Raw genomic sequence first — 26082 nt, 5'->3', positions numbered from 1 at the left:
ACAATGGACTCATTATGTCGACGCAACGCAAGACTTCAGGCGGCGCGCTGAGCTGGCCCGACCCACTGTCCATGGGTTTCGAGGCGCACCGTCGCCTGCTGCTTCTCCGCCTGCGCCTGCACGGAACGGGGGCCAGACGCTATCGTCACGGCCTGTTGGCGGCGCGCCGCAGGCGTTCGGCCACGCTGACTGCGGCCTCGGCCACCTCGGCCGGTTCGATCACCTCGAACTCGCAGCCGACCTTCACGAAGTAGAACAGCATCATCTCCGGGTCGTCGGCGCCCGCCGTGACGATGCAGGCGCCGGGCCCGTCGGGTTCGATCGACACGGAGGCCGGCGAGAAATGCTGCGCCACAACGTGTTCAGGCGCAAAGAAGCGGACGCGAGCGACGTATCGGTACGGCGACGCGCTGATTGACCGCCGCACATAGGCTGCGGCGTCGGGGGCGTCGCGGGACGCGAAGGTGCTGCCCTGCGCCGCGACGTCGCGCATGCGGTCCAGCCGCAGGCTGCGCCAATCGCCGCGGTCACGGTCGTATGCCAGCAGATACCACCGCCTGCCCGTCGTGACCAGCTGATACGGCTCGAGCCGACGCTGCGAGGCGGTGCCCGCGCGGTCCACGTAGGACGCCGACACGCGCTCACGGTCGCGACAGGCGCGGGCCAGCGTCATCAGCACGTCGGGCTCGACGGGTGAATCCGACGAGGTCAGGGTGACGGTGGCGTCGTGCACGGCCGCCACCTGCGACCGCAGGCGCGACGGCATCACCTGGTCCAGCTTGCTCAGCGCGCGCAGCGCCGATTCGCCGACGCCTGCCACGCTGCCGCCCGCGGCCAACCGCAGGCAGACTGCCATCGCGACGGCTTCGTCGGGGTCGAGCAGCAGCGGCGGCAGCGCTGCGCCCGCCCCCAGCTGATATCCGCCGCCGTGCCCCTTGCTGGCCAGCACGGGATAACCGAGCTCGCGCAGCCGTTCGATGTCGCGGCGCACGCTGCGGGTGGTCACGCCGAGCCGCTCGGCGAGCTCCTCACCCGACCACACCCGCCGGGACTGCAACAGACCCAGCAGTTGCAGCACGCGACTCGTCGTCTCCGCCACGTAACACAGATTCGCACAGTTTTAGGACCGAAACTGTCCTATATAGGTGGGAGAGTGAGTGGCATGACGGAGAACAGACAACGCTTCGTCGGCCAGCTCGCCGACCAACTCGAGTTTCACTGGACCAATCACCTGCGGCCGCGCCTCGACGGCCTGACCGACGACGAGTACTTCTGGCGCCCGGTGCCCGACTGTTGGACCGTGCACTCCGACGGCTCGATCGACTTCGAGTTCCCGGAGCCCAAGCCCGCACCGTTCACCACGATCGCGTGGGGGTTGGCACACGTCATCGTCGGCGTCCTGGCGATGCGCAACCACTCGCACTTCGGCGGGCCGCCGGCCGACTACCAGAGCTGGCCGTACGCCGCCGACGCGAACACCGCGCTGCGCCAGCTCGACAAGGCCTACCAGACCTGGATGACGGGTGTCCGCAGCCTCACCGACGATGAACTCGACCGGCCCTGCGGCCCCGCCGAGGGCCCGTACGCCGAATATCCGTTGAGCGCGCTGATCTTGCACATCAACCGCGAGACGATCCATCACGGCGCCGAAATTGCCTGCATCCGCGATCTTTACGCACACAGCCCGCAAAAGGAGGACTGACAGATGCCCGGACTACCCTCACCCGCCGGCGACGAACGCCAGACGTTGATCGAATTCCTTCGGTTCAACCAGAACGCGTTCTTCGCGATCGGCTACGGGCTGACCGACGAACAGGCGCGCTCCACCCCGTCGGTGAGCGCGCTGTCGATCGGCGGACTCGTCAAGCACGCCGCAGGCGTCCAGCGCAGCTGGGTCGAGCGCGTCAAGGCGGCACCGGATTTTCCGCCGCGCGACGGGCGGTCGATCGAGGAGCAGCGCGCCGCCTACCAGGACGAGTACGTGATGCGCGACGACGAGACACTGGCCGCGCTGCTGGACAACCTGCGCGAGCAGAACGAGGAGACGCTGCGGGTCTTCGCCGAGGCTGATCTCGACGCGAAAGTGCCTGTCCCACACGAAGTTCCGTGGTTTCCGAAGGACCTGGACTACTGGAACGTGCGCTGGGTGGGCATGCATCTGGTCGAGGAATTGACCCGGCACGCCGGACACGGCGACATCATCCGCGAATCCATCGACGGAGCAACGATGTACGAGTTGATGGCCGCCGCCGAAGGATGGCCGGAGACCGACTTCCTCAAGCCGTGGAAGGCCTCCGCGTAGCGCAGTCGGTACAAAGGAGGACGTGCAAACCCGATCGGGTACCGCGCGGTGCGGCGACGTCGAGCTGTTCTACGAACAGCTTCACCCTTCTTGCTCCTCGCGTGCGCAGTACAACTCCGACGCCCCGCCCGTCCTGCTCATCATGGGCGTCGGCGCGCAGCTGCCGATGTGGCCCGACGGGTTCTGCGCGCAGCTGGTCGACCGCGGCTATCGGGTGATCCGGTTCGACCACCGCGACACCGGGCTGTCGACGAAGATGCACGGCAGACGCGCCAGCGGCTCGGTGTACCCGCGGGTGGCCCGCTATCTGCTGGGGCGGCGCAGCGACGTGCCCTACACGCTCGTCGATCTCGCCGACGACGCGAAGGGTCTGCTCGACCACCTCGGCATCGAGCGCGCCCACGTCGTCGGGGCGTCGATGGGCGGCATGATCGCGCACGTGCTCGCGGGCAGCCATCCCAAAAGGGTGGCGTCGCTGGCGTTGATCATGTCGAGCTCGGGCAAGCCGCTGTCGGCGCTGCCCCGATGGCGGGTCATCAGGCTGGCACTCGGCGGTCCCGGCCGTGACGCGCCATGGGAGCAGCGGTTGGCCGCCGAAGTGCGAAACATCTCAATCATCAACGGCCCCAACTTCTTACCGCCCGTCGACGAGTTGCGTCGACGCGTCGAGCAGCTACGGGCGCGCAGCGACTACCCGCAGGGGATGCTGCGTCAGTTCGACGCCATCCTCGGCACTGGCAGCCTGCTGCGCTACACCCGTCGCGTCACCGCGCCGACGCTCGTCATCCACGGCACCGACGATCCGCTGGTGCGACCGCGCAACGGCCGCAGCCTGGCGAAGGCGATTCCCGGCGCGCGCTTCGTCGTCGTCGACGGCATGGGACATGATCTGCCCCCGCCGGTCTGGCGACCGATCACCGAAGCGCTCGCCGAGAACTTCGCCCTGGCCTGAGAGCTCTCGGCGTTAGCCGAACAGCCCGTCAGCCGGGCAACCCCTGCTCCTCCGGCGGGAGCGGCGCAGGGCCCTTGATGGCCGGTTCGGCACGCCTGACCTGTGGCGCTGACGGCGCCTTGGACTTGGTGACGGTTTCCCCAACGGTGGGTTGCGGCGTCGCTACCGGGCTGAGTGGCAACGGCGCCTGCGCGCTGACGGTGTTGATTCCGACGCCGACCACACTCATCGCGATGGCTGCACTGGCGCCGATGCCCGCGGAGACGAGCTTGAACTGTCGGGACTTCACCCTGACCACTCCCTTCAGTGTTTCCGCGGAAACTACATTGTTTCCCTATATATTAGGCAGCCTAAGCTTTCGCGGAGCATAGGCTGCCCCCGATGCGCGGCCGAGACCGCGCATTTCCGTGTGGCACAAACGTCCCAAACGCCGCAAAAAATCCCGACATTCCCGACGCGAAGCGGAAATTCAGCAGAGAAAGTGCGGATTGGCAGCTGCGCGGACGCCGTTTCGCGCTCAGAGAAACTCAGAGAACGAGCGCCACCGCGTGATCGACGACCGCGTCGAGGTCGTCGCCGAGGTTGCCAGCCAGCCACTGCTGGGCCAGTTCGGCCATCGCGCCGGTGAAGATCGCCGCGCCGACCGCAGCGGCGATCGGGTCGGAATTCGGCGTCAGCCGTCCGCCCTCGGTCAACACCCCTTGCCGCAGCTGCTCCTGGGCCGCCTCACGACGGGCCGCAAGCACCGGGTTGGCCCGCGCCTCGGTGAACAGCACGCGGCCACGGCGCGGGTCGGCGGAGCTGTAGCCGAGCACCGCGGCGATGCCCGCCCGCGTGCGCGCCCGCACGGTGTCGTCGGCCTGCCCGATCGCCGTCTCGACCACCTCGGCCAGCTCGGCGGCGACACGGTCGTAGACCGCGCCGAGCAGCTCGTCGACGTCGGCGAAGCTCTCGTAGAAGTAGCGGGTGTTCAGGCCGCACTCGCGGCACACCGAACGCACCGACACCGCCGACTCCCCCTCGTCGCCGAACAGCCGGAAGGCCGCGTCGACGAGCAGCTCGCGGCGTTCGGCGCGGCGATCGGTCAGCGGCACACCGGCCCAGCGCGTGGGACTCGACATCGGGCCAGACTACGTCGCTCGACGCCGGCGCCGGGCTGTCTGGTCACACCCGTCGCCAAAATGTATTCTGGTTACAGCCGTGACCAGAATTGGGGGAACATTCATGTACCTGCCGCACCAGCTCGTCGGGCAACTACTGAACAAGAAGTTCGACGAGGACGTCCGCAGGCACTACTTCCGCGGCATGGAGTTCGCCGCGCCCGTCGGCGATCCCGGCTGGTTCGGCCCCGGCAGCGCGGTGTGGCACGTGCACTCGCACATGCACGCGCTGATCTTCGGGCTGCAGTGTGCGGCGTTCATGGAGCGCCTCGACCCGTCGATCTACTGGATGGGCATGCACCACTCGCGGCTGGTGAAGCGCGACCCGCAGACCGGCGAGGCGAAGCCTGAACTGGACCCGAAGGGGCTGGCCGTCCGGCTCGGACATTCGATCGCGTTCTTCATCGGCACGGCCTACGGCTCGACGGAGACCGCTGAGCGGCTGGCGCAGTCGGTGCGCGCGATGCACCACACGATCAAGGGCGTGCGACCCGACGGGGCCCGCTACGACGCCGACGACCCGGACTGGTTGCGCTGGAACTACGCGACGGTGGTGTGGGGGCTCGCGACGGCCCACGAGCTGTATCACCCGAACCCGTTGCGCGGCAAGAAGCTTGACCGCTACTACGGCGAGTTCGTGCGGGTCGGCCACGCGTTGGGCGGTACCGACCTGCCGACCACCAAGGCCGAGACGCTGGAGTGCCTCGAGTCGTATCTGCCCAAGCTGGCCGTCACCCACGGCACCGCGACCTCGACGGGCCCCGGCGTGCCGTTTCCGCAGAACATGGTCGATTGGGCGATCCGCGACACGTTGCCCAAGTGGGCGAAGCAACTCGTGGCCCATACCGACCCGAACATCATCGAGCGCACGGCCCGACGCGCGGCGGTGTGGTCGGTGATCAACGGGCTGAGCGCCGCCACCGGCCCGATCCCGGAGTTCCGCCAGGCCCAGGCCCGCGTCAAGGGCGGCACTACGGTGCCGCACACGGTGCCGACCTACGTCCCCGGCACCGACCCGGTGCGCAGCCGCGACGAGGTCGAGCGGTCCTTCGCTTAGGCCGACTCGGCGCTGTGTGACGTGCCGCGGCCCGCGTCGCCCGCTGTGACCGGCTGCACACCGTTTTTACTCGTCTAAGAGAATTTTGAGACACTGCTAACCATGAGTACGACTAAGCACCGCGAGGTGGCCAAACTGGACCGGGTGCCGCTGCCGGTCGAGGCCGCCCGCATCGGAGCGACGGGTTGGCAGATAACCCGCACCGGGGCACGGGTCGTCACCAAGCTTCCCAGCCGTGGCTCGTTGCAGCAGAAGATCATTCGGGAGATCCCGAAGACCTTCTCCGATCTGGGCCCGACCTACGTCAAATTCGGCCAGATCATCGCGTCCAGCCCGGGCGCGTTCGGTGAACCGCTGAGCCGCGAATTCCGCAGCCTGCTCGACCGCGTACCGCCTGCCGACCCTGCAGAGGTCCACAAGCTGCTGGTCGAGGAGCTCGGCGACGAGCCGACCACGCTGTTCAAGTCCTTCGACGAGAAGCCGTTCGCGTCCGCCTCGATCGCGCAGGTGCACTACGCCACCCTGCACAGCGGCGAAGAGGTCGTCGTCAAGATCCAGCGGCCGGGCATCCGTCGCCGGGTCGCCGCGGATCTGCAGATTCTCAAGCGCGGCGCGCGCCTGGTCGAACTGGCCAAGCTCGGTCAACGGCTGTCCGCCCAGGACGTCGTCGCCGACTTCGCCGACAACCTCGCCGAGGAGCTCGACTTCCGGCTGGAGGCGCAGTCGATGGACGCCTGGGTGTCGCACATGCATGCGTCGCCGCTGGGCCAGAACATCCGTGTGCCGCAGGTGTATTGGGATCTGACCAGCGAGCGGGTGCTGACGATGGAGCGCGTCAACGGCACCCGCATCGACGATGTTGCGACCATCCGCCAGAAGGGATTCGACGGCGTCGAACTGGTAAAAGCCTTGCTGTTCAGCGTTTTCGAGGGCGGGCTGCGGCACGGCCTGTTCCACGGCGACCTGCACGCAGGCAACCTCTACGTCGACGACGACGGCAAGATCGTCTTCTTCGACTTCGGCATCATGGGCCGCATCGACCCGCGCACCCGCTGGCTGCTGCGGGAACTGGTGTACGCGCTGCTGGTCAAGAAGGACCACGCCGCGGCGGGCAAGATCGTCGTGCTGATGGGCGCGGTCGGCACCGTCAAGCCGGAGGCCCAGGCCGCCAAGGACCTGGAGAAGTTCGCGACGCCGCTGACCATGCAAAACCTCGGCGACATGTCGTATGCCGAAATCGGTAGGCAGCTTTCTGCTTTGGCCGACGCGTACGACGTGAAGCTGCCGCGCGAGCTGGTGCTCATCGGCAAGCAGTTCCTCTATGTCGAGCGCTACATGAAACTGCTCGCGCCGCGCTGGCAGATGATGAGCGACCCGCAGCTGACCGGTTACTTCGCCAACTTCATGGTCGAGGTGAGCCGCGAGTACGAGGAGCCGGAAGAGTCGGTCACGAACACCGCGAAGGCCGCGAAAGGCGGGGTTGAGGCGTAGTGCAGATCCGCACGGGACTCGCCAAAGCCGGCGAGCTGGAAATCCACTACGAGGACATGGGTGACGAGAACGACCCCGCCGTCCTGCTCATCATGGGCCTCGGCGCGCAATTGTTGTTGTGGCGCAAGGAGTTCTGCCAGAAGCTCGTCGACCAGGGTCTGCGCGTCATCCGCTACGACAACCGCGACGTCGGCCTGTCGACCAAGTTCAGTGGCCGCCACACCGGCGCACCGCTGCTGCCGCGCCTGGTGCGCTCGTTCTTCGGGATGCGCAGCCCCGCCGTCTACACGCTGGAGGACATGGCCGACGACGCGGCCGCGCTGCTGGACCATCTGACCATCGACCGCGCGCACATCGTCGGCGGGTCGATGGGCGGCATGATCGCCCAGATCTTCGCGGCCCGCTTCCCCGAGCGCACCAAGTCGCTGGGCGTGATCTTCTCGAGCAACAACAAGGCGCTGCTGCCCCCGCCAGGACTCCCGCAGCTGCGGGCGCTGCTGGGGCGGCCCGCCGACAACACCAGAGAGGCTGTCGTCGAGAACGCGATCCGGGTCGCCCGGATCATCGGCAGCCCCGGCTACCCGGCGCCCCAGGAACGGCTGCGCGCCGACGCCATCGAGGGCTACGACCGCGCCTACTACCCCGCGGGCATCGCCCGCCACTTCGCCGCCATCCTGGGCAGCGGCAGCCTGCTGCACTACGACCGCCGGATCACCGCGCCGACGGTCGTCATCCACGGCAAGGCGGACAAATTGATGCGACCCGCCGGCGGCCGGGCCATCGCCCGCGCGATCGAGGGCGCGCGACTGGTTCTCCTCGACGGAATGGGCCATGACCTGCCCGAAGAGCTGTGGGACGACATCGTCGGCGAACTGAAGTCGAACTTCGCGGAAACGGCCTGAACAGGCACGATCGATAAATAGGGCGCAACCGTCCGAATGCGTTAGCATTCCGAGCGGGACGCACCGGGGGGTTGACACCGGCGTCCCGAGGCAGTTTCTTTCATGACATGTCATGCGGGGAATGCCTTCGCAATTAGAGAGGCACATATCGACATGTCAGATAAGGGCAAACCCAGCCTGAAACCGCACTTCGAGGACGTCCAGGCGCACTACGACCTGTCCGATGACTTCTTCGCGCTGTTCTTGGATCCGACGCGGACCTACAGCTGTGCGTACTTCGAGCGGGAGGACATGACGCTCGAGGAGGCCCAGCAGGCCAAGGTCGACCTGGCGCTGGGCAAGCTGGGGCTTCAGCCCGGGATGACGCTGCTCGACGTCGGCTGCGGCTGGGGGTCGACGATGATGCGGGCGATCGAGAAGTACGACGTCAACGTCGTCGGCCTGACCCTGTCGAAAAACCAGGCCGCCCACGTCGAGAAGGTCTTCGAAACCTCCGACAGCCCCCGCAGCAAGCGGGTCATGCTCAAGGGCTGGGAGGAGTTCGACGAGCCCGTCGACCGCATCGTGTCGATCGGCGCTTTCGAGCACTTCGGTTTCGACCGCTACGACGACTTCTTCAAATTCGCCTACGAGGCGATGCCCGACGACGGCGTGATGCTGCTGCACACGATCACCGCGCTGACGGGTCCGCAGATGGTCGAACGCGGCATGCCGCTGACCTTCAACTTCGCCCGCTTCGTCAAGTTCATCATCACCGAGATCTTCCCCGGCGGCCGGCTGCCGTCGATCGAGAAGGTCGAAGACCACAGCAGCAGAGCGGGTTTCAAGCTACAGCGCCGCCAGTCGCTGCAGCTGCACTATGCGCGCACCCTTGACATCTGGGCGGAAAACCTCGAGGCGCACAAGGGCGAGGCGATCGCCATCCAGTCCGAAGAGGTCTACGAGCGCTACATGAAGTATTTGACCGGGTGCGCCGACGGATTCCGCGTCGGCTACATCGACGTCAACCAGTTCACGTTGGCCAAGTAGATGGCCGACAAGGCGGCGGCCTCGACGAAGAAGAGGCGAAGCGTCGAGGAGGTCCGCGCCCACTACGACCTCTCCAACGAGTTCTTCCAGCTGTTCACCGACCCGACGGTGACCTACAGCTGCGCGTACTTCCCGCGCGAGGACATGACGATGGAAGAGGCGCAGATCGCCAAACTCGATCTGAGCCTGGGCAAACTCGGGCTACAGCCGGGGATGACGCTGCTGGACATCGGCTGCGGCTGGGGCTCGCTGATGAAGCGGGCGCTGGAGCGCTATGACGTCAACGTCATCGGTGTGACGCTGTCGAAGAACCAGCACGCCTACTGCGAGCAGCTACTCGCCGGCGTCGACACCGAGCGGTCACATCAGGTGTTGCTGGCCGACTGGTCGGAGATCAAGCAGCCGGTCGACCGCATCGTGATGATCGAGGCGTTGGAGCACTTCGGATTTGAGCGCTACGACGACTTCTTCACGTTTGCCCACAATCTGATGCCCGACGACGGCGTGATGATGGTGCACTGCATCACGGCGCTCACCGCACCGCAGATGGCCGAGCGTGGCATACCGATCACCTTCTCGTTCGCGCGCTTCATCAAGTTCGTGATGACGGAGATCTTCCCCGGCGGCCGTTTGCCGTCGATCGAGAAGGTCGAAGAGCATTCCGCGAAGGCGGGATTCACGGTGACCCGCATCCAGTCGCTGCAGTCCGACTTCGCCAAGACGCTCGACATGTGGGCCGACGTGCTGGAGTCCCGCAAAGCCGAGGCGATCGCCATCCAGTCCGAAGAGGTCTACGAGCGGTACATGAAGTTCCTGCGCGGAACCGCAGACGGTTTCCGCATCGGATACGTCGACATCAACCAGTTCACGCTGGAAAAGTAAATCATTTTCTCAGGCCAACGGGCACGTCAGAATGCTTCGGGCCGCGTTGATGCGGGTAAGGTGCCCGTCAACTATTACCGGGAAAGCGGGTTGACGGATGACCGTTAAAACAGAAAACCGGTTGCAGCCCCACTTCGAAGAAATCCAAGCCCATTACGACCTTTCCGACGATTTCTTCGGGCTGTTCCAAGATCCGACCCGCACCTATAGCTGCGCCTACTTCCAACGCGAGAACATGACACTCGAGGAAGCACAGCTCGCGAAGGCCGATCTGAACCTCGACAAGCTGGACCTGGCGCCGGGAATGACGCTGCTCGACATCGGCTGCGGCTGGGGCGCGACGATGAAGCGGGCGCTGGAACGCTACGACGTCAACGTGATCGGCCTGACGCTGTCGAAGAACCAGCACGCCTACACCTCGCAGCTGTTGGACACCGTCGATTCCGACCGCTCGCATCGGGTGCTGCTGTCGGGGTGGGAGGAGTTCGACGAACCGGTCGACCGCATCGTGTCGATCGAGGCGTTCGAGCACTTCGGTTTCGAGCGCTACGACGACTTCTTCAAACTCACCTACGACATCCTGCCCGACGACGGCCGCATGACGATCCAGAGCAGCACCGCGTTTCACCCCGACGACTACGTGGCCCGCGGCAAGAAGCTGACGTTCGACGTGGCCCGGTTCATCAAGTTCATCATCACCGAGATCTTCCCCGGCGGCCGCATCCCGACCGCCAAAATGATGATCGCCCACGGCGAGAAGGCGGGATTCGTTGTCCCCGAATGTCTTTCGCTACAAGCGCATTATGCGCGGACGCTGCGCACGTGGGCCGACACGCTGGAGGCCAAGAGGGACACGGTGCTGACGATCACCACCGAACAGGTCTACGACAGATACCTCAAGTACCTGCGCGGCTGCCAGCATTACTTCGCCGACGAGATGCTCGACTGCAACCTCGTCACCTACTTGAAGCCGGCCGCAGAGGCGTAGCGGTACCGCCCTAGCGGGTGCCGAGCGTCCCGTCTAGGTATTCCTGCCTGCACGCGCGGCGCGCCAGCTTGCCGCTGGTGGTGCGGGGGATGACGCCCGCGGCGACCAACGCGACGTCGTGCACATTGACGGCGTGCCTGCGCGACACCGCGCGGCGCACGGCGTCGACGATCGGCTTGGGGTCGGCGCGGCCGGCGCCGGGGCCACGCTCGGCGACGATGATCAGCTTCTCGCTGGTGTCGTCGGGCGAACCGCCGGGCAGCTCGCGTGCGGGCACCGAGAACGCCGCGACGAAGCCGGCGCGGATCGCCGGGGACGCCTCGGCGACGGTGGCCTCGATGTCCTGCGGGTAGTGGTTGCGGCCGTCGACGATGACCATGTCCTTGATGCGGCCGGTGATGTAGAGGTCGCCGTCGATGTAGACGCCAAGATCGCCGGTGCGCAGCCAGGTCGCGTCGTCGTCGGCGCCCTCGGCGTGGCTGCCGGTCTGCAGCCGCGACTGCAGCTTGTTGCCGAAGGTGTATTCCGTCTCCTCGGGCCTGGCCCAGTAGCCGCGGCCGATGTTGTCGCCGTGCAGCCAGATCTCGCCGACGTGCTCGTCGGGCAGTTCCTCGCCGGTCTCGGGGTTGACGATCGCCGCCCACTGGTCCACCGAGACCTTGCCGCACGACACCTGCGCGAGCGCATTCGGCGCGTCGGGCGGCACCCGCACGGCCCGGCCGCGCCCCAACTCCTCGCGGTCGAGATAGACGGCCGTCGGCTCGGTGTAAGGCGGGATGGACGACACGAACAACGCCGCCTCCGCCATGCCGTACGACGGCCGCACCGCGGTTTTGGAGAGCCCGTACGGCAGGAACGCCTCGGTGAAGCGCTTGATCGATTCGAGGTTCACCGGCTCGGAGCCGTTGATCAGCACGACGTTGCTCAGGTCGATCGGGGTGTCCCCTGGCATGCCGCGCTGGACCACCAGATCGAACGCGAAATTCGGTGCGGGAGAGACGATCAGACTGTTCTGCGACTCGTTGGACAGCACCTGGATCCAGCGGAAGGGCCTGCGCACGAACGCCATCGGCGACATGAACGTGAGGTGTCCGCCGTAGAGGACGGGGAAGCCGATCATCATCAGCCCCATGTCGTGATACAGCGGCAGCCAGCTCACGCCGTTGATGTCGAAATCGCCCTCCAGTCCGATCGAGAGCACCATCTGCAGCAGATTGGTTCCGGCGGCGCGGTGGCTGATCTCCACGCCGGTCGGCACGCGCGTCGACCCGGAGGTGTATTGCAGGTAGGTGATTGCATCGCTGTCCAGCTCGATCGGCTCGAACGTCGACTGCACCGAGTCGGGGATGGCGTCGACGGCGATGATGCGCGGGCGCACCTCACGGGGCATCAGCCGGACGAACTTCTGCACGGCGTCGGCCACCGGAGTCGTCGTCAGCACCACCGCGGGCTTGGCGTCGGTCAGGACCGCGTCGAGGCGTTCGGCGTGGCCGGGCAACTCGGGGGCGAACAGCGGAACCGCGATGTTTCCCGCCTGAATGGCCGCGAAAAAGCTCGTCACGTAGTCCAGCCCCTGCGGGCAGAGGATGGCCACCCGATCGCCCAGCGACGTCACCTGCTGCAGGCGGGCACCGATGGCCCGCGACCGCGTGCCGACCTGCGACCAGGTGAGCTCGACGGCCCGCCCCTCGGGGTCCTGGCTGTAGTCCATGAAGCGGTAGGCCAGCGCGTCGCCGAAGTCGGCGATGTTCTTGTCCAGCAGCGCAGACAGGTTCGTGCCATCCGGCAGGGCGATCCGACCGTTTTCATCCAAGTACGGTTCGGTCTTCGCCCGTCCCGCCCTTGGACCGGCTGCGCCATGCACAGATGCACTTTCCATAAGCGCAGTCTAAGAGATGAGGCCCTTCAGCCGTGAATCGGCGCGGGGTCATGCGGGTTATTTCACTTTTGACTTCTATGCCCCGATCAGCGGAAACGGATTTTGGCGTTCACTTGCGCCACATCCGCACCGAGTCCGCGAGGATCGCCCGCAAAATGAGACGCTCTGCCATATTTGTTGGCACGCGCGTACGCAAACTTAGCGAATTGGCGGAAGGGGCGGGTTTTCAGTCCATGTGACCTGGTTATGCGGGTGGTGGCTGTCGGGAGGAAGCGCTATGTCGCAAAAATTGATACCGCAATTGGAACCGCGCTTCGAAGAGGTCCAGCACCACGACGACCTTTCCGACGATTTTTACCGCCTGTTCCTCGATCCGACTCAGACCTACAGCTGCGCCTATTTCGAACGCGACGACATGACCCTGGAAGAGGCGCAGCTCGCCAAGATCGATCTTGCTCTCGGAAAATTGGACCTGCAGCCCGGCATGACGCTGCTCGACATCGGCTGCGGGTCGGGCGCCACGATGCGCCGCGCCATCGAGGTCTACGACGTCGACGTCGTCGGGCTGACGCTGTCGGCCAACCAGGCGGCCCACGTCCAGCGCAGCTTCGACGAGATGGACAGCCCCCGCAGCAGGCGCGTGCTGCTGGAGGGCTGGGAGCGGTTCGACGAGCCCGTCGACCGCATCGTGTCGATCGGCGCGTTCGAACACTTCGGCAGCGACCGCTACCCGTACTTCTTCGCGAAGGCCGCCGATCTTCTCGGCCCCGACGGCATCATGCTGCTGCACACGATCGTGCGGGTCACGCTGCAGGAGCGGCGGCAGAGAAATGCGCACACGACCGCCGAGGTGGTGCACTTCTGCCGGTTCATCCTGGCCGAGATCTTCCCCGGCGGCTGGCTGCCGACGATCCCCGTCGTCGAAGAGCATTCCGCGCGTGCGGGATTCGGCGTACGCCGGGTTCAGCGCCTGCAGCCGCACTACGCCAGGACGTTGGATCTGTGGGCGGCCGCCCTGCGGGCCAACAGGGACAAGGCGATCGCGATCCAGTCGCAGGAGGTCTACGACCGCTACATGAAGTATTTGACGGGCTGTGCGGAGATGTTCCGACAGGGCTACACCGACGTCTGCCAATTCACCCTCTGCAAGTGATCTCTCGGGTCCCTTCTTGCGCGAGCGTGCGTGTCTGAAGGCGACATGCCGGGAAAATCCCGGAGTTTGCGCACGCTCGCGAGGCCGATCGCGGGAGCTAGCGGGACACTAGTTCAGCGGCACGTCGACGATCGGCATGTTCACGTCGGCGTTGGGGCCGTCGAAGTGCCACCATTCCCCGGCGTACACATCGAGCCCGCCGACCCGCATGCCGTCGCGCAGCCAAGCCCGGTTCGCCTGCTGCTGCTCGGTGACCCCGGCGGTGGCGAAAGCCTGTGCCCGCGGCGAGAAGTCGTCGAACCCGGTGCCCATGTCGATGAGCTGGCCGGTGCGCACGTCGGCCAGGGTCACGTCGACGGAACGGCCCGACTCGTGGCTGCGCGCATACGACCCCGGCCGCGCCACCCAGTTCGGGTCCGGCACCGCCTCGAACATTTCGACCTGCACGGCGTGCGGGCGATAGCAGTCCCAGAACACCAATTGCGCGCCGCGCGTTCGGAACGCGGCGTCTGCGGCGGCCAACCCACCCGACAGCGACTCGTGCACCAGGCAGCGGGCATCGGCGGGGTACAGGGGTTTACCGACGAAGTTGTCCGCGGTGGCGTAGCGCAGATCGACGCGGGCGTCCGGTATTACGGTGCGCACGTCGACGAAGCCGGCGTCAGCGGCCGTCGCTGGGTCCGCGCCCGCTACGGGTGAGGCCGTCGCTGCGACGACGGCCAGCGCAGCCAAACCCGCAGCGGCAGCGCGCAATACGGCTTAAACCTCAGCGAAGTTGCGGGTGACGGACGGGTCGACCGGAATGCCGGGGCCGGTCGTCGTCGACATGACGATCTTCTTGAGATAGCGACCCTTCGACGACGGCGGCTTGGCCCGCAGCACCTCGTCGAGCGCGGCGCCGTAGTTCTCGGCCAGCGCCTTCTCGTCGAATGAGGCCTTGCCGATGATCAGGTGCAGGTTGGCCTGCTTGTCGACGCGGAAGTTGATCTTGCCGCCCTTGATGTCGTTGACGGCCTTGGCGACGTCGGTGGTGACGGTGCCGGTCTTCGGGTTCGGCATCAGGCCGCGCGGACCGAGGATGCGGGCGATGCGGCCCACCTTGGCCATCTGGTCGGGTGTGGCGATCGCGGCGTCGAAGTCCAGGAAGCCGCCCTGAATCTTTTCGATCAGGTCGTCGCTGCCGACCACGTCGGCGCCTGCGGCCTCGGCCTCGGCGGCCTTCTCGCCGACGGCGAACACGGCGACGCGGGCGGTCTTACCGGTGCCGTGCGGCAGGTTGACGGTGCCGCGCACCATCTGGTCGGCCTTGCGGGGGTCGACGCCGAGGCGGATGGCGACCTCGACGGTCGCGTCCTGCTTCTTCGACGATGTTTCCTTCGCGAGCTTGGCGGCCTCCAGCGGCGTGTACAGCCGGGTCCGGTCCACCTTCGCGGCGGCTTCGCGATATGCCTTGCTGGTCTTGCTCATTGATATCTCCTGTTCAGAGTTGTGGTTGGCGGGCCGAAGCTGGCCCTCCCACTGGATCTACTCGTTGAGTTTGCGTCCTTGGCGGCGGCTACTCGCACTTGTCCGCCATCACCGCAATCTCAACGGGATCGCGCCGAACTACTCGACCGCGATCCCCATCGACCGGGCCGTGCCGGCGATGATCTTGGACGCCTGATCGATGTCGTTGGCGTTCAAGTCTTCCTTCTTGGTCTCGGCGATCTCGCGCACCTGATCCCAGGTCACCTTGCCGACCTTGGTCTTGTGCGGCTCGCCCGAGCCCTTCTGCACACCGGCGGCCTTTAGCAGCAGCTTGGCAGCGGGCGGCGTCTTCAGGTTGAAGGTGAAGCTGCGGTCCTCGTAGACGGTGATCTCCACGGGGATGACGTTGCCGCGCTGGTTCTCCGTCGCGGCGTTGTACGCCTTGCAGAACTCCATGATGTTGACACCGTGCTGGCCGAGCGCGGGACCAACCGGCGGGGCGGGGTTGGCCTGCCCAGCCTGGATCTGCAGCTTGATCAGCCCGATGACTTTCTTCTTCGGGGCCATCCTTTTCCTTTCTCCTGCGATTTCGGCGCGCTAAACGGCGCTGGCCGCCGCTGCGCGCGCCGAAATCGCCTAGCTAGATTTTGGCGACCTGGTTGAAGGTCAGTTCCACAGGTGTTTCGCGGCCGAAGATGGACACCAGCACCTTGAGCTTCTGTTGTTCGGCGTTGACCTCGCTGATCGAGGCGGGCAGCGTCGCGAACGGTCCGTCCATGACGGTGACCGACTCGCCGACCTCGAAGTCAACCTCGACGGGCGCCCGCTCGATCCCACCGGTCTCCGCCGCGGCTGCCGTCGACGCGGCCTTCCCGGGCTTCTTGGCGGCGGCCGGCGGGAGCAGGAACTTCACCACGTCGTCGAGCGACAGCGGCGACGGCCGCGACGTCGCGCCGACGAAGCCGGTGACGCCGGGGGTGTTGCGCACCGCGCCCCACGACTCGTCGTTGAGCTCCATGCGGACCAGGATGTAGCCGGGCAGCACCTTGCGATTGACCTGCTTGCGCTGGCCGTTCTTGATCTCGGTGACCTCTTCGGTGGGCACCTCGACCTGGAAGATGTAGTCGCCGACGTCGAGGTTCTGCACGCGGGTCTCGAGGTTGGCCTTCACCTTGTTCTCGTAGCCGGCGTAGCTGTGGATGACGTACCACTCGCCGGGCTTGCTGCGCAGCTCCCTCTTGAGCTTCTCGGCGGGGTCTTCCTCTTCTTCCTCCTCGGCAGCCGTCTCGTCAGCAGGCGCTTCGGCGGTCTCGTCGGCAGCAGCCTCCTCGGCGGGAGCCTCGTCAGCAGAGGTCTCGTCGGTGTCTTCGGTTGCCGGGTCGACGTTCGTTTCGTCGACGTCGGTTCCGATCACGTCGACCGTTTCACCCGAGGGCGTATCGCCGTCGAAGGTAGTCACGGTTTCTCAGTCCTCTCAATAATCAGGTCAGCCGAACACCAGCATTACGAGCCTGGCCACACCGAGGTCGACCAGCCCGATCAGCGTCACCATGAACGCCAGGAAGAACAGCACCACGGCGGTGTAGGTGACCATCTGTTTGCGGTTCGGCCAGATGACCTTGCGCAGCTCGCCGAAAACCTCGCGCAGGTAGTTGATGACGAACGCGAGGGGGTTGCGCCGCGGCCCCTTGGCCTTCTTGGTCTTCTTGCGCTTACCGGTCTCCTCGAGCGCGGGAGCTTCCTTGGCGCCAGTCGAGGTTTCGGCGTCGTCGGCGGCACCCCGCCGCGACCGCTTGCCGGTGGGTCGTACCGGCTGCGTCACCACGGAGCCCGCACCTTCGCGCTCGTCGGTCACCGCATACTTCCTTTGTCTGATGGACGGTTGTTGTGGGTCACCTTCCAGTGTCCACACTTGTCGAGTATTCAGTTTGAGCAGGGGCGACAGGACTTGAACCTGCAACCTGCGGTTTTGGAGACCGCTGCTCTGCCAGTTGAGCTACGCCCCTTCGTGAGAAAACGCTGCTGACAGGGCAAACACCCCGCCCGAGGCTCACACAATTTGCGCGCTCCCCGATCGGTCGATCGACAAACCGACGGACAGCGCGCTTGACTGGGAAAACCCCGAGGTCCGAGTGTACAACGGGGCTGGTCTTAGTTACTAATCAAGCTTTGCATCGCCGCCGGCGGCCGCTCCCTCGACCTTGGCCGCAGAAGCCTCGCCAGGAGCGCCGCCCGAAGCATCCGCCGAAGACTCGCCCGAAGCGTCGCCCGGTGCAGGCTCGGCGGCGGCCCTGCGGGCATTGGCGGGCACCCGCATGACCTGGCCGGTCTCGGGGTCGTAGCGCGCCGAGATCGAGTTGTCACCCTCGTGGCCCATCAGCGTGGTGAAGGCCTCCAGGTAGAGCTCGCCGTTGTCGTCGAGGGCCAGGTTGCGGGTGACGACGATGTCGGCGCCGAAGCGCTCATCGACCGAGACGACCTCCATGCGGCCCCATACCTTGTCGCCGGCCAGCAGCGGCTTGTAGTACTTGAACTTCTGGTCGACCTGCACGATCTGCATGGTCTCGAAGCCGGTGTCGACCTTGCGGAAGAAGTCCTGCTGCATGATCAGCGCGAACGTCGACACGAAGGTCAGCGGCGCCACCAGCGCCTGGTACCCGAGTTCGGCCGCGGCGGCCTCGTCGTGGGAGGCCGGGTGGTAGGACTTTACGGCGTTGGCGTACTCGCGGATCTTTTCCCGGCCCACGATGAAGTAGTCGTGGTACTCGTGGACCATTCCAAGGACATTTGTCTTGATCGCCATCCGCTACGCCAGCTTCGCGCTTGCAATGGCGCGGCCGAAAATCTTCTTCCCACCGCTCGTCGCCGACAAAGCGATGGTCACCGACTTCGTCTCGGGGTCAACGGATTTCACCTTGCCGCTGAAGGTGATCTCGGCGCCGACACCGTCGTTGGGCACCGGTACGACGGCGGTGAAGCGGACGTTGTACTCGGTGACGGCGGCCGGGTCGCCCACCCAGTCGGTGACGTAACCGCCACCGAGGCCCATGGTGAGCATGCCGTGGGCGATCGCGGTGTCCAGGCCGACCTGCTTGGCGATGTCGTCGTCCCAGTGGATCGGGTTGAGGTCGCCGGAAACGCCCGCGTAGTTCACGAGGTCCTGACGGGTCAGCGGGATGACCTTCTCGGGAAGTACGTCACCCACCTTCACCGAGTCGAAGCTACGCAGAGCCATCGTTGAAGCCACCTTCCCCGTCTTCCCCCGTACGGCCCGCGAGGGTCGTGTAGGTCTCCTGTACCACTTCGCCGTCCTGATTGGTCACGATGTTCTTGGTCACGATGATGTCTGCGCCGAACGACTGGCGAATCGAGTGCACATAGGTGTCCGCATAGAGCCGGTCGCCCGCCTTGATGGGCCGAACGAACTTCAGCGACTGGTCGACTTGGACGATCTTCTCGTCGGCGATCGCGACGCCATTGGAATGGAACATCGCCAGCTGGGCCTGGTATCCGAACACCGAGATGAACGTCAGCGGTGCCAGAAGCGCGTCGAAGCCGAGTTCAGCGGCTGCCTTCTCGGTGAAGAACGCCGGGTGATCGTTCTTGACAGCTCCGGCGTATTCGCGAATCTTCTCCCGCCCTACCTCATAGAAGTCGGGGTGCCGGTAATGCAGCCCGACCAGCTTTGGAGACAATGCCACGGTTGGTGAACCTATCGCAGTCGTCCGGCAAACACCCGCGAGTGTCGTCTAGCGCGACTCTTTGTGCGGCTGGTGCTTACCGCAGTTCGGGCAGAACTTCTTGATCTCGAGGCGGTCGGGATCGTTTCTGCGGTTTTTCTTGGTGATGTAGTTGCGGTGCTTGCACACCTCGCAGGCCAAGGTGATCTTTGGCCGTACGTCGGTACTCGACGCCACGTCAGCTGTCTCCCTACTAATGAGAAGCCACGCTTCTCTACTTTTGTCTTGTAGCGATGGCCGGACTCGAACCGGCGACCTAACGATTATGAGTCGTTCGCTCTAACCGACTGAGCTACATCGCCCTGCGTCGCCAGAGGCTATGGGATTTCTCCCGTCGCATCGCTCGCCCAGGCGTCCACCGAGCCCCCTAACGGAATCGAACCGTTGACCTTTTCCTTACCATGGAAACGCTCTGCCGACTGAGCTAAGGGGGCCTGACCCCGCGCGGTTACGCCCGTGGGCCTTGTAGAGGGTACATTCTCGCCGATTGCCTCGCCAAACCGCTTAAAGCTCGACGGTCACGCCGTCCGACCGCGGACCGCCATGCAACTCGATGGACTGCGGCTCGGTACCCACCGGCACATCGAAGACGACTTCGGTGTCGATCGAATCGCCGGGGTTGAGATCGGCCAGGGTGTTGCCCAGATATATCCAAGCCTCGTCGTCGGCCCGGTATTCCGTGTCGCCGTCGGAGAGCGTGTTGTAGGACACGAAGAAGCTCTGCGGTTCGGTGCCGACGTTGGTCACGGTCATGTTGACCAGCACGTACTCCCCCTCGGCGGCCTTCTGCAGCTCGGGGAACTCCGGGTCGGCGACGGCCGGCGCCCGCTCGATGCCGGTGACGACAAACTCGAAGCCGCCGTCGCGCACCGGCGTGCCGATGTCGTAGGCCTGGTCGCCGAGCGTGGGCGCCTCGATCGCCTCCTCGTCCTGGGCCACCGTTGAGCTCTGCGCCGACGCCTCGGTACGGGTGACGGTCGAGTCGCCGGCGTCGGCCCGCAGCGTCATGACCACCGCGGCGGCGCCGACGACCAGCAACACGACGACCCCGGCGACGATGCCGGCGATGACCTTCCCGCTCGGCGCCGACGACGGCTGCAGGGCCGGTGCCCGCTGATCGGTCCAGGCGTGGCCGTCGAAATAGCGCTGACCGCCCGACCCGTCGGGATCCGGATACCAACCTGCAGGTGTGGTCACCGCCGCGACCTTCCTTGGGCTGCCTGCCAGCCCACCCTGTCGGACACTAACCCAGGTCGCCGCCGCGCAGAAGGCGTAACACCCACCGTCCCCTCCTCGCCCAAACCAACGTATGGGCGTGAAAGGGCGAGAAGATCGCGCCATTTCGTCGGTCTCGGCGTGAAGCGAGCGGCGCCGACGGGCGGTCGAGCTGTGATAGGACAGACCCATGCCGGAGACGGGGGTGTCCGATACGCCGCGCGTCGCGGTGTACCTCGACTTCGACAACATCGTGATCTCCCGTTACGACCAGGTGCACGGCCGCAACTCGTTCCAGAAGGACAAGGCCCGCGGGCTGAGCAAGGAGAAACTGGCCAAGGCCACCGTCGACGTCGGCGCCATCATGGACTTCGCCTCGTCCTTCGGCACGCTCGTGCTGACCCGCGCCTACGCCGACTGGTCGAGCGACATCAACGCCGACTACCGCGACCAGCTCGTCAGCCGCGCGGTCGATCTGGTGCAGCTGTTCCCGGCGGCGGCCTACGGCAAGAACGGCGCCGATATCCGCCTGGCCGTCGACGCCGTCGAGGACATGTTCCGGCTGCCCGACCTCACGCACGTGGTCATCGTCGGCGGCGATTCCGACTACATCCCGCTCGCGCAGCGGTGTAAGCGCTTGGGCCGCTACGTCGTCGGCATCGGCGTCGCGGGCGCCACCAGCAAGTCGCTGGCCGCGGCCTGCGACGAGTTCGTCACCTACGACGCGCTGCCGGGGATCCCGACGCCCGCGCCCGAGCCGCCGAAGAAAGCCACCAAGCGCGCCAAGTCCAAGGAGCCCGACGACGAACCCGAGCCCGCCGACCCGCAGGCCGCCGCGACGGGCCTGCTGGAGCGGGCGCTGCGGATCGGCCACGAGAAGGACGACGCCGACTGGCTGCACAACTCGGCGGTCAAGGCGCAGATGAAGAGGATGGACCCGTCGTTCTCCGAGAAGTCGCTGGGATTCCGGTCGTTCAGCGACTTCCTGCGCTCCCGCAGCGACATCGTCGAACTCGACGAGAGCAGCACCACCCGCATGGTGCGGCTGCGCCGTCCCTAGGCTGTGGTCATGACCGAACGCCTGTACTTTCGGCAGCTGCTGTCCGGCCGCGACTTCGCGAAGTCCGACATGATCGCCCAGCAGATGCGCAATTTCGCGTATCTGATCGGCGACCGCGAGACCGGCGACGCCGTCGTGGTCGATCCGGCCTACGCCGCCAACGATCTGGTCGACGCGCTCGAAGCCGACGGCATGAAGTTGTCCGGCGTGCTGGTCACTCACCACCACCCCGACCATGTCGGCGGCTCGATGATGGGCTTCGAACTCAAAGGCCTCGCCGAGCTGCTGGAGCGTCAGAGTGTGCCCGTGCACGTCAACAGTCTTGAGGCAGATTGGGTTTCGCGGGTCACCGGCATCGCGCGCAGTGACCTCACCGGTCACGAGCACGGCGACAAGATCAGCGTCGGCGACGTCGAGATCGAGCTGCTGCACACACCAGGACATACGCCAGGCAGCCAGTGCTTCCTGCTCGACGGGCGACTCGTCGCGGGCGACACGCTGTTCCTCGAGGGCTGTGGGCGCACCGACTTCCCCGGCGGCAACGTCGACGACATGTTCCGCAGCCTGCAGCAGCTCGCCCAACTCTCCGGCGACCCGGTCGTCTACCCCGGGCATTGGTATTCGGCCGAGCCCAGCGCCTCGCTGTCGGAGGTGCGCCGCACCAACTACGTGTACCGCGCCAGCAACCTGGAGCAGTGGCGGATGCTGATGGGCGGCTGAACGCAGCCCCCTCCCTCCCGGTTGCTATGTATCGCGACAAAGACGTCGACGACGGCCAAACTTGAATGACTACAGCAACGGCCCAGAACACCCCTTGAACCGCCGGCAACCGCGCCCCTGCGCATTGCGCAGCCACGTGACCAGCGCCGATACCCGCGACGTGGACGCGGAATACTCCATTCGCGGGTTTTCCGGCGACTGATTCCGCACAAGTTAACGCCTACTCGCGTCGAAATCGGAGAAGAAATTCATTCGAGTAGCGCAATACTCATGACATCTCGGCCCGACCCTGGCAAAGTCGAATTGTCAGCGTCCGCGCGTTCGCGGTCGTGCGGTCAGGGAGTTTGCTATGAGGAACGTCATCGTCTGCTTCGACAGCACAATGCCTCTCACCGGCGCACGTGACGCCACGAATGCCGAAGCATTGTTCCGGCTGCTCGACGCCAGCGACGACGACAACCAGGTCACCTGGTATGACGCCGGCGAGGCCGCATTGAACTCGCCGCACCTGTTCAATCCCGCTGCGCGTCGCTGGCGGAAGGACACCGTGGCCGCGGCGCGCCAGGCGATCGTCGACGCGTATTTCTTCATCGCCGAGAACTGGCAACCGCAGGACCGGATCTTCCTGCTCGGCGCCGGCCGGGGCGCCTACTGCGCCCGCAGCCTCGCCAGGATGCTCGGCGTGGTCGGCCTGATGGGCGACGCCGACGACCACTTCGTCGAATACGCACTGGGCGCCTACGCGCTGCCGACGCAATACCGCACACCCGAGGAGTGGCAGCAGGTCCATCGATTGGCCTGCATCATCCAGGGACGAAGCGACATCGCGGTGCCGGTACATTTCCTCGGGCTGTGGGACACCGTGAGAGTTCCTGGCACACCGGCTCTTTCGGAGAGCGACTATCTCGGTAACGTCGTCGCCGGACGTCACGCCGTGGCCATCGACGGCGGCGCGGGCCCGTTCGCCGAATGCCGCATCGGCACCAGCGACGCCATCGAGGAAGTCTGGTTCCGCGGCACGCACTGCGACATCGTCGGGGGCCGCAACGCGTATTGGCCGCTGGCCGACATCACTCTGGACTGGATGCTCGACGGTGTGGTGGCGGCGGGCGCCAGCATCGGCGATGCCGGCCAGCGCATCCCCGCGCCGACCGAACTCGATGCGCTCGCCGAGGGCGTCCGCTCGCTGCGCTTCCGCACCGTGCCCGAGGGCGCGCTCGTGCACGCCAGCGTCGAGGTGTACGTGCGCGCCCACCCCAGCTACTGGCGACGGCTGCCCAGCCACTTCGAATGGTGCGACCTCGATTGGGCCGCACGCGCCGAACGGCTGCCCGCGGAGCCGCCCGCGCTGGAGGAGCCTGCGGCGGCCGATTCCGACGAGCTAACTGCCGTCGCGTCATAGGAGTCGGATTTCAGCGCAACGAGCGAATTTCCGGCAATGTCATCGGTTAACCACGCTAGGCACTTCAGCCTCATCTAACGCACCAGAAATTAGCACGGCAGCAAATTATTGTCGTCCGCGATAAGCGAGTGCTGACCGGAGTGGCCGATCATGGTATAGACATCGCGTGGGGATTACCGATTGGTTCGACAACATCGCAGATCTGTCCCCCAGCGCGTGGACGGCGCTGGCCGCATGGTTGGCGCTGTGCATCACCGTCGCCGCCCTCATCTACGCGTGGCGGCAGTTCCAACACGCCAAGCAGGAGAACGACGACCGCTCGCAGCCCAACGTCTCCATGTACATGGAGCCCAGCGCGTCGGACTGGCATCTCATCGAATTGGTCGTCAAGAACTTCGGCCAGACGCCTGCCTACGGAATCAAACTCGAATTCGCCACTCCCCCAACGGTTGCCCGCTATGAGGGCGCCGACGCCGACAACTACGTCGACATCGTCCCGCTTCAACTGCCGCAGGAGATCCCCTACCTGGCGCCGTCACAGGAATGGCGCACGGTGTGGGATTCGGCGCTGGACCGCAAGCAGCTCGGCGAGGCGATCGGTTCGCGCTTCGCCGGAGCCGTCACGTTCTACGACCAGCCGGCGACAGCGCAGAAGAAGGGCAAGCGGGCACGCAAGCAGTTCCGCACGCCTGCGGTGCTGGATTGGGCGACGCTGCATCCCGTCGAGCGGCTGGAGTTGCTGACCACCCACGATCTGGCTCGCCAGGAGAAGCAGAAACTCGAACTGTTGCGCGCCGTGCTGGCGTACTACCACTACGCGACGACCGAGAGCCGCCAAGAGGTCCTGCAGGCCGAGATCAACAAGATGACCGCGGCCGCCAACGCGCAGCGCGACCGCTACCGCAGCCAGTTCCGCATCGTGCACGAATCCGCGGCCCCCCAGCACGGCGCGGCCCGCCAGCAGGTCCCGGCTCCGCCCTCTGCGCCCCGGGAAGCCCGGCTGCGTCAGGAATCGCCTGCGGCCCCCGTCGCGGTCGACGAACTGCCGCAGCAACAGCAGCGCTACGACGGCCCGCCGCAGCCGTATAACGAGCCGCCGCCGCAGTACGACGAGGAACCGCCGTATGACGACGACGACGCGCAGTACGACGAGGAACCGCCGTATGACGACGACGACGCGCAGACGCGGGTGATCAACGGTAGGCATCGGCGCATCGGCTGACAGGCGTTTGGTTTTCGGAACGCGGTTTCGTAACATCGTTCCGAAACAAATGCCCACGTCTTGGAGGCCTTGATGACCAGCCCGGTGCGCTACGAGCTCGCTGATTCCATCGCCACGATCACGATGGACGACGGCAAGGTCAACGTGCTCAGCCCTGCCATGCAGACGGCGATCAACGAGGCGCTGGATCGGGCCGAGAAAGACGACGCCAAGGCCGTCGTGCTGGCCGGCAATCAGCGGGTGTTCAGCGGCGGGTTCGACCTGTCGGTGTTTCAGTCCGGCGATGCGGAGGCCGCGCTGGGCATGCTGGCGGGCGGTTTCGAGTTGTCGGTGCGGTGCCTGACGTTCCCCAAGCCGGTGGTGATGGCGGCGACGGGCCCGGCGATCGCGATGGGAGCCTTCCTGCTGCTCAGCGGGGACCACCGCGTCGGTGCGCCGAAGTCGCGGTGCCAGGCCATCGAGGTGGCGATCGGTATGACGATCCCGATCTCGGCGATCGAGATCATGCGAATGCGGTTGATGCCCCCGGCTTTTCAGCGCGCGGTGTCGATGGCTGCGACGTTCGTCGGTGACGAGGCGATCGCGGGCGGCTGGCTCGACGAAATCGTCGACGAGGATCAGGTGCTGCAGCGGACACAGGACGTCGCGAAGGAGGCGGCCTCGACGCTGCATGCGGGCGCGCATCTGGCGAGCAAGTTGAAGGCGCGCGACTCCGCGCTGGCCGCGATCCGCGCCGGAATCGAAGGTCTGCCAACAGAATTCACCGCAATCTAGGCCTGTGCGATGCCGAGGGCGAAGCAACGCACGCCCGAGCTTCGGGACCGGGTGCTCGAGGTGGCGATCGCGACGCTCGGCGAGGAAGGCTTCGCCCGGTTCACCACGCGGCGGGTGGCCGAACGAGCAGGCACATCGGTGCCCGCGGTGTATGAGCTGTTCGCCGACAAGGCCGGTCTGGTGCGGGCGATGTTCTTCGAGGGGTTCCGCATGTTGGGCGCCGAACTGGCCAAGATCCCGCAGACCGACGATGCGCTGGGCGATGTCGAGCGACTTGTGCCGGTGTTCCGGTTGTTCTGCCGCGCCTATCCGAGGCTGGGCCAGGTGATGTTTACGCGGCCGTTCGCCGACTTCGAGCCCGGCCCAGAGGATCTCGCGGCAGGCGCGGCCGTGCGCGACATCTTCGTCGGCCGCATCCAGCGCTGTATCGACGAGGGCGTGCTCGGCGGAAATGCCGTCGACATCGCACACGTGTTGTTGGCGCTCGCACAGGGTTTGGCGGTGCAGGAGGCCGGTCGATGGCTGGGCACCTCGCCGACCGAGATCGAGCGGCGGTGGAAGGTGGGGGTGACGGCGGTGCTCGACGGCTTCGGTTGGGCCCCGCCGGCCGGATAGCGCCGGGCGCGGGTTAGACACCCCATTCGCCACATGGACCCCATCCGCCACAGCAGACGTCGCCGAGACTCC

At 65.9% G+C, this 26082-nt stretch carries 29 protein-coding genes, 3 tRNA genes and 1 pseudogene; 16 read left to right on the top strand and 17 right to left on the bottom strand.

All coding sequences use genetic code 11. The annotated features are described in order from the left end of the window. Nucleotides 1-145: 145 nt before the first annotated feature. On the bottom strand, nt 146-1099 hold the full coding sequence (locus tag CQY20_RS06640; RefSeq protein WP_097939215.1) for a helix-turn-helix transcriptional regulator: 954 nt from the start codon (nt 1097-1099) through the stop codon (nt 146-148). 63 nt (nt 1100-1162) lie between these two features. On the opposite strand from CQY20_RS06640, the gene CQY20_RS06635 reads away from it, so the two are divergent. From CQY20_RS06635 to CQY20_RS06625, 3 genes are read left to right on the top strand one after another with little or no spacing between them, the layout of a single operon-like run. Continuing rightward, entirely contained in the window at nt 1163-1702 is a 540-nt protein-coding gene (locus CQY20_RS06635) for a DinB family protein (RefSeq protein ID WP_097939213.1), read from the top strand. Nucleotides 1703-1705: 3 nt separating this feature from the next. After that, on the top strand, nt 1706-2302 hold the full coding sequence (locus CQY20_RS06630) for a DinB family protein (RefSeq protein WP_097939211.1): 597 nt from the start codon (nt 1706-1708) through the stop codon (nt 2300-2302). Between the two features lie 22 nt (nt 2303-2324). Continuing rightward, nucleotides 2325-3254, top strand: coding sequence for an alpha/beta fold hydrolase (locus CQY20_RS06625; RefSeq protein ID WP_097939209.1), 930 nt, complete (start codon nt 2325-2327; stop codon nt 3252-3254). A 28-nt stretch (nt 3255-3282) separates the two neighbouring features. Here CQY20_RS06625 and CQY20_RS06620 read toward each other — a convergent pair whose 3' ends face one another. Further along, nucleotides 3283-3543: a hypothetical protein gene (locus CQY20_RS06620; protein ID WP_133119032.1), complete on the bottom strand. Its 261-nt coding sequence runs from the start codon at nt 3541-3543 to the stop codon at nt 3283-3285. Nucleotides 3544-3781: 238 nt separating this feature from the next. After that, nucleotides 3782-4375 carry a TetR/AcrR family transcriptional regulator gene (locus CQY20_RS06615; RefSeq protein WP_097939205.1) on the bottom strand — a complete coding sequence of 198 codons (594 nt, stop codon included), beginning with the start codon at nt 4373-4375 and terminating at the stop codon, nt 3782-3784. A gap of 103 nt (nt 4376-4478) precedes the next feature. On the opposite strand from CQY20_RS06615, the gene CQY20_RS06610 reads away from it, so the two are divergent. From CQY20_RS06610 to CQY20_RS06585, 6 genes are all read left to right on the top strand, one after another. After that, the gene (locus tag CQY20_RS06610) at nt 4479-5471 is read left to right on the top strand and encodes an oxygenase MpaB family protein (RefSeq protein ID WP_097939203.1); all 993 of its coding nucleotides are present in this window, start codon (nt 4479-4481) and stop codon (nt 5469-5471) included. 102 nt (nt 5472-5573) lie between these two features. Next, nucleotides 5574-6962 carry an ABC1 kinase family protein gene (locus tag CQY20_RS06605; protein ID WP_097939201.1) on the top strand — a complete coding sequence of 463 codons (1389 nt, stop codon included), beginning with the start codon at nt 5574-5576 and terminating at the stop codon, nt 6960-6962. Beyond that, a complete protein-coding gene (locus CQY20_RS06600) occupies nt 6962-7864 on the top strand; it encodes an alpha/beta fold hydrolase (protein ID WP_097939199.1) in 903 nt (300 codons plus the stop codon). Before CQY20_RS06605 ends, CQY20_RS06600 begins: the two co-directional genes overlap by 1 nt. 153 nt (nt 7865-8017) lie before the next feature. Continuing rightward, nucleotides 8018-8893 carry a cyclopropane mycolic acid synthase family methyltransferase gene (locus tag CQY20_RS06595; protein ID WP_097939197.1) on the top strand — a complete coding sequence of 292 codons (876 nt, stop codon included), beginning with the start codon at nt 8018-8020 and terminating at the stop codon, nt 8891-8893. After that, complete coding sequence (locus tag CQY20_RS06590; RefSeq protein WP_097939195.1) at nt 8894-9775, top strand: cyclopropane mycolic acid synthase family methyltransferase; 882 nt, start codon at nt 8894-8896, stop codon at nt 9773-9775. Between the two features lie 97 nt (nt 9776-9872). After that, nucleotides 9873-10763, top strand: coding sequence for a cyclopropane mycolic acid synthase family methyltransferase (locus CQY20_RS06585; RefSeq protein ID WP_097939193.1), 891 nt, complete (start codon nt 9873-9875; stop codon nt 10761-10763). A gap of 10 nt (nt 10764-10773) precedes the next feature. Here the strand turns inward: CQY20_RS06585 and CQY20_RS06580 are convergent, their stop codons facing one another. Beyond that, nucleotides 10774-12642, bottom strand: coding sequence for a fatty acyl-AMP ligase (locus tag CQY20_RS06580; RefSeq protein ID WP_097939191.1), 1869 nt, complete (start codon nt 12640-12642; stop codon nt 10774-10776). Nucleotides 12643-12931: 289 nt separating this feature from the next. Between CQY20_RS06580 and CQY20_RS06575 the strand changes: the two genes are divergently transcribed. Next, complete coding sequence (locus tag CQY20_RS06575) at nt 12932-13795, top strand: cyclopropane mycolic acid synthase family methyltransferase (RefSeq protein ID WP_371871103.1); 864 nt, start codon at nt 12932-12934, stop codon at nt 13793-13795. Between the two features lie 108 nt (nt 13796-13903). Here CQY20_RS06575 and CQY20_RS06570 read toward each other — a convergent pair whose 3' ends face one another. The 13 genes and pseudogenes from CQY20_RS06570 to CQY20_RS34440 form a co-directional block, all read right to left on the bottom strand. Beyond that, on the bottom strand, nt 13904-14548 hold the full coding sequence (locus CQY20_RS06570; RefSeq protein WP_097939187.1) for a M15 family metallopeptidase: 645 nt from the start codon (nt 14546-14548) through the stop codon (nt 13904-13906). A gap of 6 nt (nt 14549-14554) precedes the next feature. Next, nucleotides 14555-15262 carry a 50S ribosomal protein L1 gene (gene rplA, locus CQY20_RS06565; RefSeq protein ID WP_097939185.1) on the bottom strand — a complete coding sequence of 236 codons (708 nt, stop codon included), beginning with the start codon at nt 15260-15262 and terminating at the stop codon, nt 14555-14557. A gap of 138 nt (nt 15263-15400) precedes the next feature. Beyond that, nucleotides 15401-15829, bottom strand: a complete 429-nt coding sequence (gene rplK / locus CQY20_RS06560) for a 50S ribosomal protein L11 (RefSeq protein ID WP_097939183.1) — start codon at nt 15827-15829, stop codon at nt 15401-15403. A gap of 73 nt (nt 15830-15902) precedes the next feature. After that, complete coding sequence (gene nusG, locus CQY20_RS06555) at nt 15903-16721, bottom strand: transcription termination/antitermination protein NusG (protein WP_097939181.1); 819 nt, start codon at nt 16719-16721, stop codon at nt 15903-15905. 27 nt (nt 16722-16748) lie between these two features. After that, the gene (secE, locus tag CQY20_RS06550; RefSeq protein ID WP_163700841.1) at nt 16749-17117 is read right to left on the bottom strand and encodes a preprotein translocase subunit SecE; all 369 of its coding nucleotides are present in this window, start codon (nt 17115-17117) and stop codon (nt 16749-16751) included. 78 nt (nt 17118-17195) lie between these two features. After that, nucleotides 17196-17268 (bottom strand) — tRNA-Trp (locus tag CQY20_RS06545). Nucleotides 17269-17567: 299 nt separating this feature from the next. Then, nucleotides 17568-18065: pseudogene (gene hadC, locus CQY20_RS06540) on the bottom strand ((3R)-hydroxyacyl-ACP dehydratase subunit HadC); the annotation flags it as partial. A gap of 3 nt (nt 18066-18068) precedes the next feature. Beyond that, the gene (hadB, locus tag CQY20_RS06535; RefSeq protein WP_097939177.1) at nt 18069-18497 is read right to left on the bottom strand and encodes a (3R)-hydroxyacyl-ACP dehydratase subunit HadB; all 429 of its coding nucleotides are present in this window, start codon (nt 18495-18497) and stop codon (nt 18069-18071) included. Further along, complete coding sequence (hadA, locus tag CQY20_RS06530; RefSeq protein WP_097939175.1) at nt 18484-18963, bottom strand: (3R)-hydroxyacyl-ACP dehydratase subunit HadA; 480 nt, start codon at nt 18961-18963, stop codon at nt 18484-18486. Before hadA ends, hadB begins: the two co-directional genes overlap by 14 nt. A gap of 48 nt (nt 18964-19011) precedes the next feature. Further along, on the bottom strand, nt 19012-19179 hold the full coding sequence (gene rpmG, locus CQY20_RS06525; RefSeq protein ID WP_059101288.1) for a 50S ribosomal protein L33: 168 nt from the start codon (nt 19177-19179) through the stop codon (nt 19012-19014). Nucleotides 19180-19230: 51 nt separating this feature from the next. Then, nucleotides 19231-19304: transfer RNA gene (locus CQY20_RS06520), tRNA-Met, on the bottom strand. Nucleotides 19305-19363: 59 nt separating this feature from the next. Next, nucleotides 19364-19436, bottom strand: a tRNA-Thr gene (locus tag CQY20_RS06515). A 70-nt stretch (nt 19437-19506) separates the two neighbouring features. After that, on the bottom strand, nt 19507-20199 hold the full coding sequence (locus CQY20_RS34440) for a DUF4352 domain-containing protein (protein WP_163700843.1): 693 nt from the start codon (nt 20197-20199) through the stop codon (nt 19507-19509). Nucleotides 20200-20407: 208 nt separating this feature from the next. Here CQY20_RS34440 and CQY20_RS06495 point away from each other — a divergent pair, with 208 nt between their 5' ends. From CQY20_RS06495 to CQY20_RS06470, 6 genes are all read left to right on the top strand, one after another. Further along, entirely contained in the window at nt 20408-21277 is an 870-nt protein-coding gene (locus tag CQY20_RS06495) for an NYN domain-containing protein (RefSeq protein ID WP_097939171.1), read from the top strand. Between the two features lie 9 nt (nt 21278-21286). Next, nucleotides 21287-21997 carry an MBL fold metallo-hydrolase gene (locus CQY20_RS06490; protein WP_097939261.1) on the top strand — a complete coding sequence of 237 codons (711 nt, stop codon included), beginning with the start codon at nt 21287-21289 and terminating at the stop codon, nt 21995-21997. A gap of 349 nt (nt 21998-22346) precedes the next feature. After that, entirely contained in the window at nt 22347-23399 is a 1053-nt protein-coding gene (locus CQY20_RS06485) for a phospholipase effector Tle1 domain-containing protein (protein WP_097939168.1), read from the top strand. 166 nt (nt 23400-23565) lie between these two features. Beyond that, a complete protein-coding gene (locus CQY20_RS06480; protein ID WP_234816129.1) occupies nt 23566-24621 on the top strand; it encodes a DUF8453 domain-containing protein in 1056 nt (351 codons plus the stop codon). 72 nt (nt 24622-24693) lie between these two features. After that, nucleotides 24694-25395 carry a crotonase/enoyl-CoA hydratase family protein gene (locus tag CQY20_RS06475; RefSeq protein ID WP_097939166.1) on the top strand — a complete coding sequence of 234 codons (702 nt, stop codon included), beginning with the start codon at nt 24694-24696 and terminating at the stop codon, nt 25393-25395. A 9-nt stretch (nt 25396-25404) separates the two neighbouring features. Further along, a complete protein-coding gene (locus CQY20_RS06470) occupies nt 25405-26010 on the top strand; it encodes a TetR/AcrR family transcriptional regulator (protein WP_097939164.1) in 606 nt (201 codons plus the stop codon). The last annotated feature ends 72 nt before the right edge of the window (nt 26011-26082 follow it).

Origin of the sequence: Mycolicibacterium agri (assembly GCF_002553505.1) — a bacterium.
Taxonomy (GTDB): domain Bacteria; phylum Actinomycetota; class Actinomycetes; order Mycobacteriales; family Mycobacteriaceae; genus Mycobacterium; species Mycobacterium agri.
Note: the sequence above shows the minus strand (reverse complement) of the source record. Positions and strands in the feature narration are given on the sequence as shown.

Coding starts and splice junctions, on each gene's coding strand:
- CQY20_RS06635 (WP_097939213.1), top strand. CDS start 1,163: ATGACGGAGAACAGACAACGCTTCGTCGGCCAGCTCGCCGACCAACTC.
- CQY20_RS06475 (WP_097939166.1), top strand. CDS start 24,694: ATGACCAGCCCGGTGCGCTACGAGCTCGCTGATTCCATCGCCACGATC.
- rplA (WP_097939185.1), bottom strand. CDS start 15,262: ATGAGCAAGACCAGCAAGGCATATCGCGAAGCCGCCGCGAAGGTGGAC.
- CQY20_RS06610 (WP_097939203.1), top strand. CDS start 4,479: ATGTACCTGCCGCACCAGCTCGTCGGGCAACTACTGAACAAGAAGTTC.
- CQY20_RS06630 (WP_097939211.1), top strand. CDS start 1,706: ATGCCCGGACTACCCTCACCCGCCGGCGACGAACGCCAGACGTTGATC.
- CQY20_RS06605 (WP_097939201.1), top strand. CDS start 5,574: ATGAGTACGACTAAGCACCGCGAGGTGGCCAAACTGGACCGGGTGCCG.
- CQY20_RS06585 (WP_097939193.1), top strand. CDS start 9,873: ATGACCGTTAAAACAGAAAACCGGTTGCAGCCCCACTTCGAAGAAATC.
- rplK (WP_097939183.1), bottom strand. CDS start 15,829: ATGGCCCCGAAGAAGAAAGTCATCGGGCTGATCAAGCTGCAGATCCAG.
- hadB (WP_097939177.1), bottom strand. CDS start 18,497: ATGGCTCTGCGTAGCTTCGACTCGGTGAAGGTGGGTGACGTACTTCCC.
- CQY20_RS06595 (WP_097939197.1), top strand. CDS start 8,018: ATGTCAGATAAGGGCAAACCCAGCCTGAAACCGCACTTCGAGGACGTC.
- CQY20_RS06485 (WP_097939168.1), top strand. CDS start 22,347: ATGAGGAACGTCATCGTCTGCTTCGACAGCACAATGCCTCTCACCGGC.
- CQY20_RS06495 (WP_097939171.1), top strand. CDS start 20,408: ATGCCGGAGACGGGGGTGTCCGATACGCCGCGCGTCGCGGTGTACCTC.
- CQY20_RS06615 (WP_097939205.1), bottom strand. CDS start 4,375: ATGTCGAGTCCCACGCGCTGGGCCGGTGTGCCGCTGACCGATCGCCGC.
- CQY20_RS06590 (WP_097939195.1), top strand. CDS start 8,894: ATGGCCGACAAGGCGGCGGCCTCGACGAAGAAGAGGCGAAGCGTCGAG.
- CQY20_RS06490 (WP_097939261.1), top strand. CDS start 21,287: ATGACCGAACGCCTGTACTTTCGGCAGCTGCTGTCCGGCCGCGACTTC.
- CQY20_RS06580 (WP_097939191.1), bottom strand. CDS start 12,642: ATGGAAAGTGCATCTGTGCATGGCGCAGCCGGTCCAAGGGCGGGACGG.
- CQY20_RS06470 (WP_097939164.1), top strand. CDS start 25,405: ATGCCGAGGGCGAAGCAACGCACGCCCGAGCTTCGGGACCGGGTGCTC.